This is a genomic window from Mycobacterium gastri, from assembly GCF_002102175.1.
Taxonomy (GTDB): domain Bacteria; phylum Actinomycetota; class Actinomycetes; order Mycobacteriales; family Mycobacteriaceae; genus Mycobacterium; species Mycobacterium gastri.
On sequence record NZ_LQOX01000143.1, the window covers coordinates 36849 to 56636 of the forward strand.

At 67.7% G+C, this 19788-nt stretch carries 7 protein-coding genes and 1 pseudogene; 4 read left to right on the forward strand and 4 right to left on the reverse strand.

The window, feature by feature from the left end; all coding sequences use genetic code 11:
- Positions 1–2: 2 nt before the first annotated feature.
- On the reverse strand, positions 3–1508 hold the full coding sequence (locus AWC07_RS23320; protein WP_036419986.1) for a carboxylesterase/lipase family protein: 1506 nt from the start codon (positions 1506–1508) through the stop codon (positions 3–5).
- Between the two features lie 78 nt (positions 1509–1586).
- On the opposite strand from AWC07_RS23320, the gene AWC07_RS23325 reads away from it, so the two are divergent.
- From AWC07_RS23325 to merB, 4 genes are all read left to right on the forward strand, one after another.
- Positions 1587–2255: a hypothetical protein gene (locus AWC07_RS23325; protein ID WP_085105253.1), complete on the forward strand. Its 669-nt coding sequence runs from the start codon at positions 1587–1589 to the stop codon at positions 2253–2255.
- Between the two features lie 224 nt (positions 2256–2479).
- Positions 2480–2596 (forward strand): MerR family DNA-binding transcriptional regulator, encoded by a 117-nt coding sequence (locus AWC07_RS23330; RefSeq protein WP_244187675.1) that lies wholly within the window; start codon positions 2480–2482, stop codon positions 2594–2596.
- An 85-nt stretch (positions 2597–2681) separates the two neighbouring features.
- Positions 2682–2954 (forward strand): hypothetical protein, encoded by a 273-nt coding sequence (locus AWC07_RS23335; RefSeq protein WP_036418266.1) that lies wholly within the window; start codon positions 2682–2684, stop codon positions 2952–2954.
- Complete coding sequence (gene merB / locus AWC07_RS23340; RefSeq protein ID WP_051508224.1) at positions 2954–3613, forward strand: alkylmercury lyase family protein; 660 nt, start codon at positions 2954–2956, stop codon at positions 3611–3613. Before AWC07_RS23335 ends, merB begins: the two co-directional genes overlap by 1 nt.
- Before the next feature lies 1 nt (position 3614).
- Here merB and AWC07_RS23345 read toward each other — a convergent pair.
- The 3 genes and pseudogenes from AWC07_RS23345 to AWC07_RS23355 form a co-directional block, all read right to left on the reverse strand.
- Positions 3615–4243, reverse strand: a pseudogene (locus tag AWC07_RS23345) (DUF222 domain-containing protein); the annotation flags it as partial.
- A 75-nt stretch (positions 4244–4318) separates the two neighbouring features.
- Positions 4319–6943 carry a sugar epimerase family protein gene (locus AWC07_RS23350; RefSeq protein WP_085105254.1) on the reverse strand — a complete coding sequence of 875 codons (2625 nt, stop codon included), beginning with the start codon at positions 6941–6943 and terminating at the stop codon, positions 4319–4321.
- A gap of 70 nt (positions 6944–7013) precedes the next feature.
- Positions 7014–19460 carry a type I polyketide synthase gene (locus tag AWC07_RS23355; RefSeq protein ID WP_085105255.1) on the reverse strand — a complete coding sequence of 4149 codons (12447 nt, stop codon included), beginning with the start codon at positions 19458–19460 and terminating at the stop codon, positions 7014–7016.
- Positions 19461–19788: the final 328 nt, after the last annotated feature.

The window sequence follows — 19788 nt, forward strand, 5'->3', positions numbered from 1 at the left end:
GGTCACTGAACCAGCGAAAAGCCGTCCCAGACCAGCCGGCGGTGCTGGTGCGGATCTAACTCGACGCGGCACTCGCGGTCGATCACCAGCACGGCTCGCTCGGTGTGCGTATAGGCCGGCCAGTCGTCGCCCGGCGCACCGGTCTGGCTGAAAGACCGCCAGCGTCTTATGACTTCGTCGCTGACCCGCAGTGCATGTCTCCGGTCGGCGGCAGCAGTCAGCAACGCACCGAACGTGGTCCGGTAGATGTCGAAGACGGCAAGCAGTTCGGTCGCGTGCGTAGCCCCGAAACCGGACCAGCGCAGAGTCCGCGGGGCGTAGTCGTAGCGGTAAAGGTAAGTAGGGGCGTGCGCGCCGTGCGCCTCGGCGATCTGCCAGGCGGCCGCGTTGAACGCGAAATCCCCGCCAAGTTGGATGCATGCCGACGGCTTGGGGTAATCCGGGTAGGCCGAGGTAATGCGTTCCCGGGTAGCCGGTTCCGCGTCGGCCAGTAGTTCGTCGATCATCGCCTTGTTGGTCGGCAGCATCTTGAGGAAGCGGGTGAACAACCGGCCCTCCTCGGCGTTGGTGCCCACGATGAGCGGCACCTGGTGCGATTGTCCAGACCGCATCGCCTCGACGGGATCGATGGGCAGGCAGTCGTCGCCGAAGGTGGGACCAATCGGGAAGGCGCCCAAGCGTTTCTGCATGCCCTGCTCGATCAGTCGGTGCTGGGCTTGGACCAGTTGAGCCGGGGTCGCCCGGATGAGCGCGCTGGCGGCATCGCGCGGGCGGGCACCGAGCAGCTCGGCAAAGCGTGCGGCGAACTCAACGGCCAGCTCACGAGGACGCACCATGCCCGCCGCCGGACTTTCCGAAATCGCCTGCGCAAAAAGGTCTTTCGCGGCCGGCACGGCCAGCAATGTGGCGGTGATGTGAGCGCCCGCGCTTTCCCCGAAAATGGTGACGTTGTCGGGGTCACCACCGAATTGGGCGATGTTGTCCTGGACCCACTGCAACGCCAGCACCAAATCGCGCAGGTACAGGTTGCTGTCGATGGTGATGTCGGCCGTCGACAGCGACGACAGGTCCAGACAACCCAGCGCACCCAACCGGTAGTTAACCGACACGTAGACGCAGCCCCGCCGGGCCAGTGCGGCGCCGTCGTATAACGGGGTGGCCGAGCTGCCCAGGATGTAGCCGCCGCCGTGGATGAAGACCATGACCGGCAGCGGTTCGGGTGCGGGGGCTTCGGGCGTGACGACGTTGAGGGCCAGGCAATCCTCGCTCATTGGTTGATACTTGCCGACGCCGAGCATCGTGTAACGACGTTGCTGGGGCGCGCAATTGGTGAACCCGTGGCAGTGCCGCACACCGGACCAGGGCTGCGCCGGCTGCGGTGCCCGGAATCGCAACGGCCCCACCGGCGGCCTGGCGTAGGGGATGGATCGCCAGCGGTTCACGCCGTCGCGAGTGAAGCCCTCGACGATGCCGGTAACCGTGCGTGCGCGGACGGTGCGCTCGTGCATAACCCGACGTTAGCGGATTGGCAGGGCGCACCGGATGGGCAGCGCCTTAAACCGGGGCGAGGCGGCTAGCCTGAATCGATGCGAATCGCCGTGCTGGTCGCAGTGCCATTGCTGGTTGCCGGGTGCTCGCACGACATCGGCAGCCAGCCGGGGCATTCGCAGACCAGCACGCCGACGTCGGCGGGGTCGTCGGCGAGCAAACCGACGGCCGGGTCGGCCACGCCGGCGGCCGGTGTCCCGATCTCCGAGGTCATTGCCTGGATCGAGGCAGGCCGACCCGCCGATCCCGCGCGCTATCACAGCGTGAGCCGCGACGGTGTCACCACCGAACTCGGCGACGACATCGCGTTTACCGCCCCGGCCGGCAAAGCGTTGTGCCTGACCGACGCCAAACACACCGGCAGCGCGCTGGCCTGTCTGGTCAGCCTGACCAATCCCCCGCCTGCTCCCGCCACCGCCTACGGCGAATGGAAGGGCGGCTGGGTTGACTTCGACGGGGTGAAGCTACAGGTCGGAGCGTCCCGCGGTGACCCCGGGCCGTTCGTCAACGGCAACGGACCCGAGTTGGCGGAGAGGGACTCATTGTCGTTCGGCGACTACCGCTGCCGCGCCGAACAATCCGGGCTGCTCTGCGTGAACTACGCGCACCAGTCCGCGGTTCGGCTCAGCGCCGGCGGCGTCGAACCGTTCGGTTGCCTGCGACCGGTGCCGCCGCCCGACGGCGTGGGAATGGCATTCACCTGCTGAGGTACTCCACTGCCGGGATGCCTCCAGTCTGCCAGCGCGCCCTACGCGGCATATTCGCAGTTCACAGCGGTTCTGGGTCGCGGCGCTACGATGCCGCTATGAACGGGGTACAGACCCGATTCGCCGTCGGCCGCCGGTGGTATCCCGGCGATCTTCTTCCACGGCCATCGGCATGTCGTCGTCGGCTTGACTAGGTAGTTGAATCCAAGGTTCATACTTGAGAGGTGAGAACCAGCGAGGTCGCCAGGCAGGCGCAGGTCAACGCTCAAACGCTGCGCTACTACGAACGCCGCGGTTTGCTGCCCGAACCCCGGCGGACCCCAACTGACCGCGACCTGTGATCGGCCCGCTCCAAACTGGATTGCCCGATCTTGCATGACATCGAAACAGCGCCACCACAACGTCAACCGCTGAGGACTGAACATGATGCGAATTGAACTGCTCACCTCGCCGGGATGTCCCAATGCCGCCGCCGCCAGGGCGACGATCACAGAATGCCTGACTTCGTTGGGCATCGACGTGCCGATAATCGACCGCGTCGGTAGCTATCCCTCACCGACGGTCCTGGTCGACGGGGTTGACGTGATGCGTCCCGAGGCCGGACCACCAATCGGCAATGCGTGCAGACTCGACTTGCCCACGCCGTCGCGGGTTTTCGACGCATTGCGGGCGCACGCGCCCAAGACAACGGAATCGTGATGCCCGACCAGTTCGCGAATGCACCCGAGTCGCCGGCCACCGCCGCCCAGCAGCTCCCGCCGACGATCCGGGAACTGCACCGAGCTGTACTGCGCCGCTTCCTCGACCACGGCCGATGTCACCGTGACGACTTACGCAAGACAGCCAACGCGCTGGGTGTCGAACTCGACGACGCGTTGTACCGACTGGAATCCGACGACCTGGTGCACACCGCAGCTGACGGACACATCGAGGTCGCCTACCCCTTCTCGGGTAGGCCCACAACGCATACCGTCCATCTGACCGGGCACCCTCCGGTCGCGGCGATGTGCGCCATCGACGCGCTGGGCATCCCGCTGATGAGCGGAAGCGACGGCATCATCTACTCCGCCGATCCCGTCAGCCAAACGCGGATACAGATTCGACGCCACGGTAGCGACTGGATATGGCAACCCGCCTCCGCCGTCGTAGTCATCAGCCGAACCGATTGCTGCGGAACCCTGGCCAACACTGCATGCGAGTCGATTACATTCCACACCGCCGCGCAAGACGCGCAAGCACATCTGGACAGCCATCCCGAGCTTCGTGGTGTCATCCTCGGCCAGGCCGACGCGATCGCCATCGCCGACAGCGTATTCGGATCCCTGCTCGCAGCCGACGAAACCACTTCGCCCGGTTAGCACTAATGCGCGACATTCCATCAAGGCCTTGGTTACCCAGTGTCAGGCCGCGTCGTCGGGCCCTGTCCTCATCGGTGTAGCTGCCGTCCGGGTTGAGGCAATCCATCAGCCGCTGAGCCAGCTTGGTCAGTTGGTCGGGGCCGAACTGGGTGGCCAGCCGGGCCAGATGGGCTTCGGCTCTTTCGCGCGTCTCGATGTCCACCCCAAATAGCAAGTGGCGAAAGAAATCTCGATGATCCGCACATGCCCAGCACCGATGCGCCCGTCGCGCTGCAGGTCAGCCGCGGCGCTCAGCTGCGGCGCCAGCGGCTCGCCGGTGAGCGCACACCGTTGCCCCAAATCGGCGGCCTCGCTCACCCGCCGGCTGGCCTCCGCCCGCGTGATACGCAACCAGCTGGCCAACGCCAACGGCAGCCTACCGCCGAGCTCCTCCTCGCTTGACTGCTCACCGATCTGATTGATCAGGGCATGCTGGGCTGCCGGCAACCGGCGCGCCACCCGCTCGAGCCTTTCCAATACGCGTAACCGCTCCGGAGTCGTCAGCGCCTCAAACGACAACTCAGTCAAGTCATCGATCGCAGCGTCGAGACGGTCGAGCACCGCCACCACCGACTCCCGATCCGAACGCATGTTCGAATACTATCGCAGCCCACCGACAAGAACCCGCTCCGTGGGACTCCTGAAACCACAGTGACGTAAGTGATTTCAGTCGCTGGCCAAGCCCCCCGAAGCCAGCTCGAGCACGTGAATCTCCCCGGTTGCGCCGTCAACCTCGACGAGCGCGCCGGGCTGCAGGAATCGCGTCGCACCCTGTACGTCGACTACACACGGGAAGCCGAATTCGCGGGCCACCACGGCCGCGTGGGACATGGGGCCGCCGAGTTCGGTGACCACGGCCGCGGCGTAGCAGAAGGCGGCGGTATAGCCGACGTCGGTGACCTCGGCGACCAGGATCTCGCCCGGCTGCAGGTCGTCGATGGTTTCCGGACGCACGATCCGCACCCGGCCGCGGACCCGGCCACCGCAGACGCCGACCCCGCGCAACGTGTCTCCGGCTCCCAACACGGCCGACGACCCCGTCGATGGCTCCCAAGTCCCGCTGAACACCGTGGGCGGAACGACGGCAGTCAGTCTGCGTTGTTCGGCCCGGCGCCGGGCCACCACTTCGGCGATGTCGGCAGGCAGCGCATCGAGCTCGTCGACCAACAGGTAGAACACATCATCGGGGGTTGCCAGAACACCGGCCTCGACCAGTCGGCGCCCATACTCACGCAACAGATCGCGCAGCACCCAAATCGCGCGGACCATCCTGTCGCGGCGGACTTCCCGATCCCGTAGCTGCCGGGCAGCCAACAGCGCAACCGGCTTGGCCCGCAACGGTACTACCGGACGCTGGGGTTCCGGTGCGGGCGGCGCGCTCAGCGCCTTGGCCACCATTCGGACCAGCAGTTCCGGATTGTCGGCGTAGCTGGTCGACAGCATCTCAACCTCGGCCGGTCCGCGATGGCCGATCAACGAAATCTCTTGCAGCACCAGGGCGTGAAACTGCGGCGCCGCCACCGCCAGCTTGCCCAGGCGCTCCCCCGGTTCCCCCAACACACGCATCACGTCGGGATCGCGCCGCGCCGCACTCGCCAGCCGCTGCACGGCTTCCACCGGACGCGCGCTGACCAATTGCGGCCCCGCCGCCGGCGCCGTGTCCCGTCCACATAAGGCACGCAGGAGCACGTTGAAGGCGGCACACAGCATGAACGACCCGGATGCCAAGACCCACCCGTGAACCACGTGGTCTCGTGCCAGCAGGATCAGGCTCAGCAGCCGGCGATCGTCCAGCTGCGAGATGTCGCGGGTCAGACGCTCCAGGCGGTCGACGTCGTCAAGGTAATCACTGGTGTCCAGTGGCGAGCCCGCGCTCAACCCCACCAGGTTGATGCCGAATACCCCGATGTTGCGGATGGTGCGCAGCAGTCGGCGGGCTCGCCGCGATTCCGACGGCGGGCGCTCGTCGCCGAAGATAGGTAGCGACGCCATACTGGGGCCGAAAAACCCGCTGTTGCTGACGATCATCGCCGGCTTGGCGAACGGCACGGTCTCGGCCATGAAGTGCGCCGAGGTGATGGCCCCATACAGTCGGTGGGCGAAGACCGCCACCGTTCGCATCGCGATTTCCCGCTGAATCACCCCGCCGGGCCGCAGCCGTTCGGCGATACCTACCCCGCCGGCACGCAGTCCGCGCACCGTGACCGACGCCGACGACGGCGAAAACGGACCAGGCAGCGCCTCGGACAAATTCGTGGCCAGGAACGTCGGGAAACGGGGGTCGATCGGAGTGTCGAATTCGCCGTTGACCCCTTGGGGCCCAGCCAATCTGGGAACCACACCGTCGGCTGCCGGGGCGTCGACGGCCGGAAGGTCCTGGATCGTGGCCAGCCGCCAGGGCAGCGATACCACCCTCCTACCCACGCAGACCCGGCCGCGCACCGCGAGCACGAAGTCCTGGATGGCCTCCTCGGCGGTCCACGCCGGCCGGAATCCCCACTCGTGGTGCAGCCGTGACGTGTCCATCATCGGAACGCCTTGCACCAGTGCTAGTTCGCTGAAGGGTGAGACACGCTGCAGCGCCCGGGAGCCAACCGGCAGAACCGGGCGGCCCAGCGCGGCGGCGATCTGGCGAAACGTCGGCTGACCCGCAGCGGCCAGGTTCACCACACCAGTGTCGGTACCCAGGATCGTCCGGATCAGCAGGCGCAGCACGTCGTCGATGTGGACCACCTGCACAACGGAATCGGCCGACCCGTCAGGGAACACCGGCAAGGCCCACACCCGGCGCACCCAATTGTCGACGCTGCGACCCACCATCAGTGCCGAGCGGACGGCGACCCATTTCGCGCCGGAGTCCGCCAGCAGCTGCTCAACCCGCGCTTTGTCCCGGCCCTCGATGGAACCTGGTGCGACTTCGGAGTTTTCAGCGGCCGGTGGTTCCCCAGTCCGGTAGACGTGGGCGGAGCTGGCGAAGACGATGCGTCCGGTTCCGGAGACGCTCATCGCTTCCAAGATATTGCGCGTGCCGTCGATATTGACCTGCTGGCTGAGGTGGCTGTCCGGCCCGGGGCTCCTGGCCCATGCGCAGTGTGCGACGACGTCGGCGCCGCTGATCGCGCGCCTGACCGCGGCCGCATCCCGGATGTCTGCCGTAACAAAATCGGCTGCACTGGGCCAGCTCTCGGGTCGATGGCGGGCGATGCCGATAACCTGGTGACCTTGGCTGAGCAGTCTGGCGACCAGGCCCCGGCCGAGCACTCCGCTGGCCCCGGTGACCGCCGCTCTCACTGTGTCGGCCGGGTCATGGTCACCCGCTCCGCGTCGCTTTGTCCTGCATCGTTGCCGGTGTCGCTCATGGCTATTCGTCGTCGTCCATGAATGCGGCGTTGACCAGGTCATCGAGGTCCATGTCGGCAATGTCTTTCTCGGTGGTCGCTGCCTCAGGCTGACCGTTCACCTCGGTTTCCTGGGCCAGCGACAGCAACAGGTCCAGCACTCCCGCCTGCCGAAGGCGCTTGATCGGAATGGATGCGACCACGCGCTGCAGTTCGGCCTCGCCGGGGGCGGTGGCCGGGGCGTCGTGCGGCGCCGAACCCAATAGTTCGCGGTGCATGTAGCCGGCCAGCGCAGCCGAATTGGGGTAGTCGAAAATGAGCGTCGGCGAAAGCGCCAGACCGGTCGCGGATTTGAGCCTGTTGCGCATCTCGACCGCGGTTAGCGAATCGAAGCCCAGCTCCTGGAACGCCCGGTCCGGGTCGATCGCTTCCGAGCTGGAATTGCCGAGTACGGTCGCGATGTTGGACCGCACCAGATCCAGCAGGATGGCGTGCTGCTCGTCTTCGGGCAGGCCGTCCAGACGTTGCAGCAGCGCGGATTTCGATTTGGCCGCGGCCAGCGAGTCGTCGACCTGGCGCCGGGTGGGCGCGTTGATCAGGTCGACGAACATCGGTGGCAGCGTGCCATTATCGAATTTGACCCGCAACGCGGCAAAGTCGATAATGGCGGGCAACATGAAAGGCTCGTCGACAATCATTGCGGTGTCGAGCAATTCCAGCGCTTCATCTGACGACATCGCCACGATGCCGTCGCGGGCGAACCGCTTGAAGTCGACGCTCGCCAACCCGCCGGTCATGGCGCTGGCCTGATTCCACAGACCCCAACCCAGCGAGATTGCCGGCAGGCCGTGCGCCCGCCGGTGGACGGCCAGCCCGTCCAGGAACGAGTTGGCGGCCGCATAGTTGGCCTGTCCTGACGACCCCACCAGCCCGGCCATCGACGAAAACATCACGAAGGCAGACACATCCAGATCGCAGGTCAGCTCGTGCAGATTCCACGCCGCATCGACCTTGGCCCGCATTACCGTTTCCAGCCGCTGCGGTGTCAGCGAGGTCACCACGGCGTCATCGAGTGCGCCCGCGGTGTGGATCACGGCCGACAGCGGATGCTGGACCGGGATATCGGCGATCACCTTTGCCAACGCGACCCGATCGACGGCATCACAAGCGACCACGTGCACCTGCGCGCCGGCCCCGCTCAATTCGGCCACCAATTCCTCGGCCCCGGGTGCGTCCGGGCCGTGCCGGCTGACCAGGACCAGTCGACGCACCCCGTGACGAGTCACGACGTGGCGCGCCAACGCCGAGCCGGCCATGCCGGTCCCGCCGGTGATCAGCACGGTGCCGGCCGCCCACGCGTCCGGCATGGTCATCACCACCTTGCCGACATGGCGTGCCTGGCTCAGGTACCGCAACGCCGCAGGCGCGCGACGCACGTCGAATGTCGTGACCGGCAACGGCCGCAGCACCTCGTCGTCGAACAGGGCGGCCAGCTCGGCAAGTATCTGCGCAATGCGGTCCGCTCCGGCCTCGAAGAGGTCGAAGGCGCGGTAGCGCACCCCCGGGTGCTGCTGCCCGACCACGCCAGCGTCGCGGATGTCGGTCTTGCCCATCTCCAGGAACGCTCCGCCCGGTGCGACCAGACGCAGCGACGCGTCCACGAAATCACCGGCCAGCGAGTCCAGGACCACGTCCACACCGCGCCCACCGGTAGTAGCGCGGAACTTGTCCTCGAATTCCAGGCTGCGCGAGTCGGAGATATGGTCGTCGTCAAAGCCCATGGCCCGCAACGTGTCCCACTTGCCCTTGCTGGCGGTGGCGAATACCTCGAGGCCCCAATGCCGGGCCAGCTGCACCGCCGCCATACCGACACCGCCGGTGGCGGCGTGCACCAGGATCCGCTGCCCCGGCCGCGCGGATGCCAAATCGCGCAGCGCGTAGTAGGCGGTGGCGAACACCACCGACGTGGTGGCGGCCGCGGTGTGCGACCAGCCCGCCGGAACCTTGACCAGCAGCCTGTGATCGGTGGTGGCGATCGTTCCGGTGCCTTCCGGGAACAAGCCCATGACTCGGTCGCCGACGGCGAAACCACCTTCGTCTGGCCCGGTTTCGGGGCCGGTTTCGAGGACGACACCGGATGCCTCGACACCCATCACGGCGTCGGGGTCGGGGTAGAGCCCCAGTGAGATCATGACGTCCCGGAAATTCGCTGCCACCGCCGACAACGCCACCCGGACGTGTCCGGGCCGCAGCGGGGCGTCGGCGTCGGGAATCGGTTCCAGCCGCAGGTTTTCGAACGTGCCGGCTGCGCTCATGCCCAATCGCCACGGCCCGTCGCCCGGGGGAACCAACAGAGCCCCAACGGCGCGGCTGCCGTGGACGCGGGCAATGTACACCTGCCCCCCGCGCCACAACACCTGCGGCTCGCCGGCGGCCAACACCGCCGCCAGCGCCGATTCGTCCAGGGCCGCATCGGTATCGACCAGCACGATACGTCCGGGATGCTCGGTCTGCGCCGAGCGCACCAGGCCCCACACCGCCGCGCCCGCCAGGTCGGTGACATCTTCGCCGGGAAGCGCGACAGCGCCGCGCGTCGTCACGACCAATACCCCTGCGCCGTCGCGAATCAGCCAGGACTGCAGCACGTCGAGCACCGAGTTCGTGGCGGTGTAGACACCCGCCACCGCGTCGCCAGCCACCGGCATGGATTCGAAGACCACCGTTGAGGAGTCGCTGTCCGCTGTTGTGCCCCACGCCTGTACGGGCACCGGTTCCAGGTCGGCCGACGGCTGGGCCGACCAGTCCACCTGGAACAGCCGGTCCGGACCCGACCCGGATACCGCGGCGCGCAGCTGCTGATCGGTGACGGGCCGCGCCAGCATCGACGCGACCGACAGCACCGGTAAGCCGAGCCCGTCAGCCAGCTCGATCGACACTTTGGACGGCCCCACCGGCGCGATACGCGCCCGAACCGCCGATGCGCCGGCGGCATGCAGCGACACGCCTTGCCAGGAGAACGGAACGAGCACCGAGCCGTCGGCTACGCCGAAATCGTCGGCGCCGTTGGAGGCCAGAATCACCGCGTGCAACGCCGCATCCAGCATCACCGGATGAACTCCGAAGCCCGCGACCGACACCCCGGCGTCGGCCGGCAAGGAAACCTCGGCGAAGACTTCATCGCCGCGGCGCCACATCGCGTTCAGGCCGCGGAATGCCGGGCCGTAGCCGTACCCGCGCTCGGCCAACCGCTCGTACCCGTCGGCGACCTCCACCGGTACCGCGCCCACGGGTGGCCACGCCGCCAAATCGGTTGTCGGAGCTGCGGACCCGTTAGCCAGCGTGCCCTCGGCATGCAATACCCAGCCGGCGCCGGCCTCCGCGCGGGAATACACCGACACCGCACGAGCGCCGGACTCGTCCGCACCGCCCACGATCACCTCAACCGCAACCGATGTCCCGGCCGGTAACACCAATGGCGCGGCGAGGGTCAACTCGTCGACCACTGTGCAGCCCACTTCGTCGCCGGCACGAATCGCCAACTCGACGAAGCCCGCTCCGGGGAAGATCACCACGCCGCCGACGGCATGATCGGCCAGCCAACCCTGCGCGCGCAAGGACAACCGCCCGGTCAGCACCACGCCGCCGGAAGTCGGCAACTCCACCACCGCGCCCAGCAGCGCATGCTCGCCGGCCTGTAGCCCCAGATCGGCGGCGTCGGCCGCAACGCCGTCAGCGGACAGCCAGAACCGCCGCCGCTGGAATGCGTAGGTTGGCAATTCGACGAAATTCGCCTGCCCCACCACCGTGCGCCAATCCACGTTGCCGCCGGCGACGAACGCTTGCGCCACGGCGTTGACCAAAGTCACCGGCTCGGGCCGATCCTTGCGCAGCGCGGAGATCGTCAGGATCCCGGTATCCGGCAGCGATTCCTCAATCGACACGGTGAGGCCGCTGCCCGGCCCGACCTCGAAGAAGCGGGTGGCACCGGCCGATTGGGCGAATCGGACGCTGTCGGCGAAGCGCACCGCCTCCCGGACATGACGCTTCCAGTAGGCCGGGGAGCCGAAGTCGTCGTCGGCCAGCGCGCCGGTGACGTTGGAGATGACCGGAATCGCGGGTTGTCCGGTGGCCAGACCGCTTGCCACGGCTCCGAATTCGTCGATCATCGGGTCCATCAGTGGCGAGTGGAACGCGTGCGAGACGGCCAGTCGATGCACCCGTCGGCCGTCAGCGCGCAGCCGGTCGGCGAGCGCAAGCACCGCGACCTCGGCACCGGAAATCACCACCGAGGCTGGGCCGTTGACCGCGGCGACGCTGACGTCGGCGCTCAGCAAGGGCGCAACTTCTGCTTCGGTGGCGGCCACCGCGACCATCGCTCCGCCGGGCGGCAGGGCCTGCATGAACCGGCCGCGCGCGGCGACCAGTACCGCGGCGTTTTCCAGGGACAGCACGCCGGCTACATGTGCCGCCGAGATTTCACCGACCGAGTGGCCCATCACGAAGTCCGGTCGCATTCCCCAGGACTCCAGCAGCCGGTACAGCGCGACTTCCAGCGCGAACAGCGCCGGCTGCGCGAATTCGGTTGTGTTCAGCAGGTTTTCGTCATGGCCCCAGACGACTTCCCGCAGTGGGCGCAGCAGGTGGCGGTCCAATTCGGCGACCACGGTGTTGAACGCCTCGGCGAACACCGGATATCCGGCATGCAATCCCATTCCCATGCCCAGCAATTGGGAGCCTTGGCCGGGGAAGACGAACACCGTCTTGCCCGCCGGTGTCGCGGTACCGCGAACCACCGACCCGACCTCGTCGCCGGCCAACTCATCCAACCCGGCCAGCAACCGCTCCCGATCCCCGCCGACCACCACCGCACGATGCTCAAACGTCGAACGCCCCGCCAACGACCACCCCACATCGGCGACATCCAGCTCATCTTGGGCCCGCAGATACCCGGCCAACCGCACCGCCTGCCCCCGCAACGCCGCATCCGACTTCGCCGAAACCACCCACGGCACCACCGGCCGCGGCCCGACCTCCCGGCGCTGCTCACCGGCCACCGCCTCGACAATCACATGCGCATTAGTGCCACTGATCCCAAACGACGACACCCCCGCCCGTCTCACCCGGCCATCACCCGGCCACGGCTGCGGCGACGTCAACAACGACACCGCCCCCGCCGACCAATCCACATGCGGAGACGGCTCATCGACATGCAACGTCGCCGGCAACAACTCATGGCGCATCGCCAACACCATCTTGATCACCCCGGCCACCCCCGCCGCCGCCTGGGTATGACCCATATTCGACTTGATCGACCCCAACCAGAGCGGCTCGCTACGACCCTGCCCATAGGTGGCCAACAACGCCTGCGCCTCAATCGGATCACCCAACGTGGTCCCGGTCCCATGACCCTCGACCACATCCACATCCGCCACGCTCAACCCCGCATTGGCCAACGCCGCCCGCACCACCCGCTGCTGCGACGGACCATTGGGCGCCGTCAACCCATTCGAGGCCCCATCCTGATTGACCGCCGAACCCCGCACCACCGCCAACACCGGATGCCCCAACCGCCGCGCATCCGAAAGCCGCTCCACCACCAACATGCCCCCACCCTCGGAGAAGCCGGTGCCGTCGGCCGCGCCGGCGAACGCCTTGCAGCGCCCGTCGGGTGACAATCCGCGCCAGCGACTGAATTCCACGAAGATGTCGGGTGTGGCGTTGATGGTCACTCCGCCGGCCAGCGCCAGGTCGCACTCCCCCGAACGCAGCGACTGCACCGCCATATGCAACGCCACCAACGACGACGAGCACGCCGTGTCCACCGACACCGCCGGGCCCTCCAAACCCAACACATACGACACCCGGCCGGAGGCCACACTGGACAGCTGGCCGGTCAGCCGGAAGCCTTCCACCGGTTCGGCGGCGAACATGCCGTAGCCCTGCGTCATGACTCCGGCGAACACACCGGTGGCGCTGCCGCGCAGACTGCCGGGCTCGATTCCGGCTCGCTCCAAGGCTTCCCACGACAGCTCCAGGAACATGCGCTGCTGGGGGTCCATCGCCAGGGCCTCACTGGGCCCGACGCCGAAGAACGCGGCATCGAAGTCGCCCACCCGGTCCACAAAGCCGCCGGTGCTGGTGTAGCAGGCGCCGCGCACGTCGGGGTCCGGGTTGAACAGCCCCGCCAGCTCCCAGCCCCGGTCGTCGGGGAATTCGGACAGCACATCGCGGCCCTGAACCAGCATGTCCCACAGGTCATCTGGCGAGTCGATCCCACCGGGGTAGCGGCAGGCCATGCCCACGATGGCAATCGGGTCGTCTCCCGTAGCGCGCACGGCCGGTACGGGCTTGATTTCCTGGGGAACACCGGCGAGTTCGCCGCGAATGTAGCCGGCCAGGCTGTTGGGGGTCGGGTAGTCGAAGATAAGTGTGGGTGAAAGCGTAAGGCCGGTGGCGGTTTTGAGCCGGTTGCGCATTTCGACCGCGGTCAGCGAGTCGAAGCCCAATTCCTGGAACGCCTTGTCCGCATCAACGGCCTCAGGGGCGATGTTGCCCAGGACGGTGGCGATGTGGGACCGCACCAAATCCAGCACCACGGCGTGCTGTTCGGCTTCGGGCAGACCGTGCAGGCGATGCGCCAGCGCCGATTTCGACTTGGCGGCAGCCAGCGAGTCATCGACCTGGCGCCTCGTCGGCCCGTTGACCAGATCGCTGAACATCGGCGGCACCGCCACCGCGTGGGCCCGCAGTGCGCCCAGGTCGATGCGAGCGGGCGCCAGGAACGGCTGGTCGACGATCAGCGCGGTGTCGAACAACTCCATCGCCTCATCCGAGGCCAACGCCAGCACACCTTCGCGACCCAGCCGGGCACGGTCGGCGGCGTCGAGTCCGCCGGTCATGTCGCTGGCCTGCTCCCACAGCCCCCAACCCAGCGATATCGCCGGCAACCCGCGGGCCCGCCGGTGCGCGGCCAACCCGTCCAGGAAGGTGTTGGCCGCCGCATAGTTGGCCTGTCCCGACGACCCAACCAGCCCAGCCATCGACGAAAACATCACGAACGCAGCCACATCCAGGTCACGGGTCAGCTCGTGCAAGTTCCACACCGAATCGACCTTGGCCCGCAGTACGGCATCGACGCGTTCCGGTGTCAACGACGAAATCACCGCGTCGTCAAGCACACCGGCCGCATGGATCACGGCGGACAACGGGCGCTGCGCCGGGACGCCGGCGATCACGTCGGCCAGTGCCGCCCGGTCGGTCGCGTCACACGCCACCACCTGCACCTGCGCGCCGGCGGCGGCCAGCTCGGTCACCAACTCCGCGGCCCCGGGAGCGTCGGCACCGCGTCGGCTGAGCAACACCAGATGACGGACCCCGTGGCGGGTCACGACGTGACGCGCCAATACCGAACCGGCCATGCCGGTTCCACCGCTGATCAGGACGGTGCCGGCGGCCCATGCGTCGGGCATGCTCATGACGACCTTGCCGATATGGCGGGCCTGACTCAGGTAGCGCAAGGCCGCCGGCGCCCGCCGGATGTCAAACGTCGTCACCGGCAATGGCCGCAACACCCCGGCGTCGAACAATGCGGCCAGTTCGAGCATGTACTGGTGCATGCGGGGACGGCCGGGTTCGAACAGGTCGAAGGCGCGGTAGCGCACACCCGGATATTCCTGTGCGATCACGCCGGGGTCGCGGATGTCGGTCTTGCCCATCTCGAGGAATACCCCGCCGGGGCCCAGCAGGCGTAGCGACGCGTCGACGAATTCACCGGCCAGCGAGTCCAATACGACGTCCACGCCGCGGCCGCCGGTGACCGTACGGAATTTTTCTTCGAATTCCAGGCTGCGCGAGTCGGAGATGTGCTCTTCGTCAAAGCCCATGGCGCGCAGGGTGTCCCATTTACCCTTACTGGCGGTGGCGAACACCTCCAGACCCAGGTGCCGGGCCAGCTGCACGGCCGCCATGCCGACCCCGCCGGTGGCGGCGTGCACCAGCACCCGCTGGCCTGGCCGAACGTCGGCCAGGTGCACGAAGGCGTAGTACGCGGTGGTGAAAACCGCTGAGATGGCGGCGGCTTCGGCGTATGACCAGTCGGCGGGCATCGGCAGCAGCAACCGAACGTCGCCGGCCACCAGCGTGCCACTGCCGTCGGGGAAGAACCCGTATACCGAATCCCCGACCACGAATTCGGTCACTCCCGGCCCGACCTCGACGACGACGCCGGCGCCTTCGCCGCCGATCAACGCATCGTGGGTGAACATGCCCAGGGTGATCATGATGTCGCGGAAGTTCGCGGCGATGGCGCGCATGGCCACCCGAACCTGGCCGGGACCCAACGGTGCGGCGGCGTTGGGAACCGGCTCCAGCCGCAGGTTCTCGAAGGTGCCCGCACTGCTCAGACCCAGCCGCCACGGCCCGCCGGCCGGCGGCACCAGGATGCCGTCAACGTCGCGGCTGGCATGCACCCGCGGGGTGTAGGCCTGTCCGTTGCGCAGCAGCACCTGCGGCTCGCCCACCGCCAGTGCCACGGGTATCGCCGAATCATCCTGTGGCACATCGGAATCCAGCAAGATCAACCGGCCAGGGTTTTCGGTTTGCGCTGACCGCACCAACCCCCACACCGCGGCCCCCGCCAGGTCGGTGACGTCCTCACCCGGCAACGCCATTGCGCCCCGGGTGGCGACCACCAACACTCCGGACTCATGCTCGGCCAGCCACGTCTGCACGGCCGCCAGCGCCCGGCGGGCGGTTTCGTGGGTCGCGGCCACCGGATCGTCAACAGCGGCAACACATTCGAAGACGTCGTAGCACGAGGGCGCGTCAGCGCTGGCGGTCCTCGCAGGTGACCAGACCAGCTCGAACAGTCGGTCCGCACCCGCACCGGACAACACGGTCCGCAGTTGCTGCTCGCTGACCGGTCGGGCCACCATCGCGGCGACCGACAGCACCGGCAAGCCGAGGTCGTCGGCAAGCTCGACCGAGACCGCTGACGGTCCGGCCGGCGCGATCCGCACCCGTACCGCCGATGCCCCGGTGGCATGCAACGACACCCGTTGCCAGGAGAACGGCAGAACCAATTCGGCGTCCGGATTCGCGATCACCGCGGTGTGCAACGCCGCGTCCAGTAGCGCGGGGTGCAACCCGAACCCGGCCACGCCGCCGGCCGCCTCCGGCAACCTCACCTCGGCGAACAGCTCGTCACCGCGAGCCCATAGCGCGGTCAACCCGCGAAATGCCGGACCATACCCGTAGCCGCGCTTCGCCAGCCGCTGGTAGCCGTCGGACACATCCACGGCGGCGGCACCTGCGGGCGGCCACACCGACAGGTCGGCCGCGGGTTCAACGGTCCCAGCGCGCAACGTCCCCTCGGCGTGGCACACCCACACCGAACCGGCGTCGACGTCGGCGCGCGAATAGACCGAGACGCTGCGCTCCGAAGACTCCGCTGCGGCGCCGACCACCACCTGCACCGCCACCGATCCCGCCGCCGGCAGCAGCAGTGGTGTCCGCAGGGTGAGCTCGTCGACCACCGGGCAGCCGACTTCGTCGCCGGCGCGGATCGCCAATTCGACGAAGCCGGTGCCGGGGAACACCACGACGCCGGACACGGCGTGATCGGACAGCCAGGCCTGGGAGCTGATGGACAACCGGCCCGTCAAAACCACGCCACCCGATGCCGGCAGTTCCACCACGGCGCCCAGCAACGCGTGCTGACCGGCTGTCAATCCCAAACCGGATGCGTCGGCGCCCATGCCCTCGCCCGAGAGCCAAAACCGGCGCTTCTCAAAGGCATACGTCGGCAGCTCGACGAACCCGGCTCCGTCCAGTGCGCCACGCCAATCCACCTGCACACCTGCGACGAAGGCGGCAGCGGCGGACAACAGGAACCTGTCGAGCCCGCCGTCCTCGCGGCCGAGGGTGGGAACGACGACGGGTTCTGAGTCAGCCGTGCAGTGGTTGGCGGTGTCCTCGATGCCGGCGATCAGCGCGGGATGCGGGCTGGACTCGATGAAGGTGCGGTGCCCGTGTTCACATGCGCTGCGCACCGCCTGGTCGAACTGCACGGTCTGGCGGATGTTGCGGTACCAGTAGTCGGCGTCCAACCCTGCTGTGTCCAAACGGTTTCCGGTCACCGAGGAGAAGAAGACCGTGCGCGAGGAACGCGGCTCGATACCCGCAAGGGCGCCGGTGAGCTGGTCCCGAATGGCTTCGACCTCTGCCGAATGCGAGGCATAGTCCACCTCGATCCGGCGGGTGCGCAGCTCACGGTCGGCGCAAACCTGGATCAGCTCCTCCAGCTCAGCCGCCTCACCCGACACCACGACGGCCGAACGGCCGTTGACCGCGGCGATGCTGATCCGAGTTCCGAAGGGCGCCAACAACTCCTGCGCCTGCTCGGCGCCGCACGCCAGCGACACCATGCCGCCCGGACCGGCGAGCCCGGTCAGCAACGAGCTGCGCAGCGTCACCACCTTGGCGGCGTCGCGCAGCGACAGCGCACCGGCAACGTACGCGGCGGCGATCTCGCCCTGGGAATGACCGATGACGGCGTCCGGCCGCACGCCGATCGACTTCCACAACTCGGCCAGCGACACCATCACCGCAAACAGCACCGGCTGCACCACGTCCACCCGGTCGAGGCCGGGGGCGCCCGGGGCGCCGCGCAGCACGTCGGTCAGCGACCAGTCGACGAATTCGGCGAACGCCTCGGCACACGCCTCGATCTGCTGTGCGAATACCGGTGCGGTGTCAAGCAATTCGACACCCATGCCGACCCACTGGGAGCCTTGGCCGGGGAAGACGAACACCGTCTTGCCCGCCGGTGTCGCGGTGCCGCGAACCACCGACCCGACCTCGTCGCCGGCCAACTCGTCCAACCCGGCCAGCAACCGCTCCCGATCCCCACCGACCACCACCGCACGATGCTCAAACGTCGAACGCCCCGCCAACGACCACCCCACATCGGCGACATCCAACTCGTCATGAGCCCGCAGATACCCGGCCAACCGCACCGCCTGCGCCCGCAACGCCGCATCCGACTTCGCCGAAACCACCCACGGCACCACCGGCCGCGGCCCGACCTCCCGGCGCTGCTCACCGGCCACCGCCTCGACAATCACATGCGCATTAGTGCCACTGATCCCAAACGACGACACCCCCGCCCGTCTCACCCGGCCATCACCCGGCCACGGCTGCGGCTGGGTCAACAACGACACCGCCCCCGCCGACCAATCCACATGCGGAGACGGCTCATCGACATGCAACGTCGCCGGCAACAACTCATGGCGCATCGCCAACACCATCTTGATCACCCCGGCCACCCCCGCCGCCGCCTGGGTATGACCCATATTCGACTTGACCGACCCCAACCAGAGCGGCTCGCTACGACCCTGCCCATAGGTGGCCAACAACGCCTGCGCCTCAATCGGATCACCCAACGTGGTCCCGGTCCCATGACCCTCGACCACATCCACATCCGCCACGCTCAACCCCGCATTGGCCAACGCCGCCCGCACCACCCGCTGCTGCGACGGACCATTGGGCGCCGTCAACCCATTCGAGGCCCCATCCTGATTGACCGCCGAACCCCGCACCACCGCCAACACCGGATGCCCCAACCGCCGCGCATCCGAGAGCCGCTCCACCACCAACATGCCCCCACCCTCGGACCAGCCAACCCCGTCGGCAGCGCCCGCGTAGGCCTTGCAGCGCCCGTCCGGCGCCAGCCCCCGGTGCCGGCTGAACTCCACGAAGACGGTCGGTGTGGCGTTGACGGTGGCGCCCCCGGCCAGCGCCAGGTCGCACTCCCCCGAACGCAGCGACTGCACCGCCATATGCAACGCCACCAATGACGACGAACACGCCGTATCCACCGATACCGCCGGGCCCTCCAAACCCAACACATACGACACCCGGCCGGAGGCGACGCTGGAGGTCATGCCGGTCAGCCGGTAGCCCTCGATCTCCTCGGCGAACATGCCGTAGCCCTGGACGATGAGTCCGGCGAACACACCGGTGGCGCTCCCGCGTAACCGCGTGGGATCGATCCCGGCTCGCTCCAGCGCCTCCCACGACAGCTGCAGCAGCATTCGGTGCTGTGGATCCATCGCCAGCGCTTCGCTGGGGACAATGCCGAAGAACGCGGGATCGAAGTCGGCGACACCGTCGACGAACCCGCCGGTGCTGGCATACGACTTGTGGGGTGTGTCGGGATCGGGATCGAACAGCCCGGCCAGGTCCCAGCCGCGGTCGGTGGGGAACTCGGACATCACGTCGCGGCCGTCGGCGACCATCTGCCACAGGGCCTCCGGAGTGTCGACCCCGCCGGGGAAGCGGCACGACATCCCGACAATCGCGATCGGCTCGCTCGACCGCTCCAGCAGTGCGCGGTTGGTCCGTTTCAGGCGTTCAACCTGGACCAGCGCTTTCCGCAATGCTTCGGTTGCATGCTGGAGTTGATCAACCATTACTAACCTCGCCTAACCCTCGCCCAAGCCCTGGTCGTCGTCGACCGGGTGCGGCCTTTCGCCGAATCACGGAAGTTGTTGCACGAATCGGCCTCGCCGTTTCGCCGACCAGCGTCGCTTTTTCGACCGGCGTCGTGCTGCGTTCCGACCGAAGAATGTCGCTGGTGAGTATCGCCAACTGTGGCAGGATTTCAAAACGTCCGATACTCCCAGATATGCGCGGGCGGGCCGGGTGCCCTGGAAGCTGTTGCGGGCGAGCAGCCGCGGCCGCTTGCATACCTGGGTACACCGAGCCCGCCGTCCATGGCGCGACTTTACCCGGTTCGCC